This is a genomic window from Roseovarius dicentrarchi (genome assembly GCF_003316635.1).
Classification (GTDB): Bacteria; Pseudomonadota; Alphaproteobacteria; order Rhodobacterales; family Rhodobacteraceae; genus Roseovarius; species Roseovarius dicentrarchi.
On record NZ_QNQP01000083.1, the window covers coordinates 1 to 649 of the forward strand.

General features: G+C 59.6%; 1 protein-coding gene. It reads left to right on the forward strand.

Going from position 1 to position 649, the window contains the following annotated elements; all coding sequences use genetic code 11:
- Positions 1-11: 11 nt before the first annotated feature.
- A partial coding sequence (istB, locus tag DQ230_RS16950) for an IS21-like element helper ATPase IstB (RefSeq protein ID WP_113913713.1) occupies positions 12-649 on the forward strand: 638 nt, incomplete at its 3' end.

A 649-nucleotide genomic window follows, 5' to 3' on the forward strand; every position in this document is an offset into this window, starting at 1 on the left:
AGGAGCGCGCGATGCGTCATGATCCCGCCGGCGCGGCCATCGTCATCATGTTGCGTAGCCTGAAAATGCCAGGCATGGCGCAGGCTGTGCAGGACCTGCATGAGCAAGGATCTCCCGCATTTGAAGCCGCCATGCCGATCCTGTCGCAACTGCTCAAGGCCGAAATTGCCGAACGCGAGGTGCGCTCGACAGCCTATCACATGAAAGCCGCCCGCTTTCCGGCCTACAAGGACCTCTCCGGCTTCGATTTTGCCGCCAGCGAAATCCGTGAAGCCCTGGTTCGTCAACTCCATCGCTGTGAGTTCATGGATGGGGCCGAGAATGTGGTGCTGATCGGCGGTCCCGGCACGGGGAAAAGCCATGTTGCCACCGCCCTCGCCATCCAGGCCATCGAGCATCACCGCAAACGCGTACGCTTCTTCTCGACTGTCGAACTGGTCAACGCACTGGAGCAGGAAAAAGCCCAAGGCAAGGCCGGGAAGATCGCTGAGGCGCTCGTCAAAACCGACTTGGTGATCCTCGATGAGCTGGGATATCTGCCGTTCAGCGCCTCTGGCGGCGCGTTGCTCTTCCATCTTCTGAGCAAGCTGTATGAACGCACCAGCGTCATCATCACCACTAACCTGAGCTTCAGTGAATGGGCCAGCGT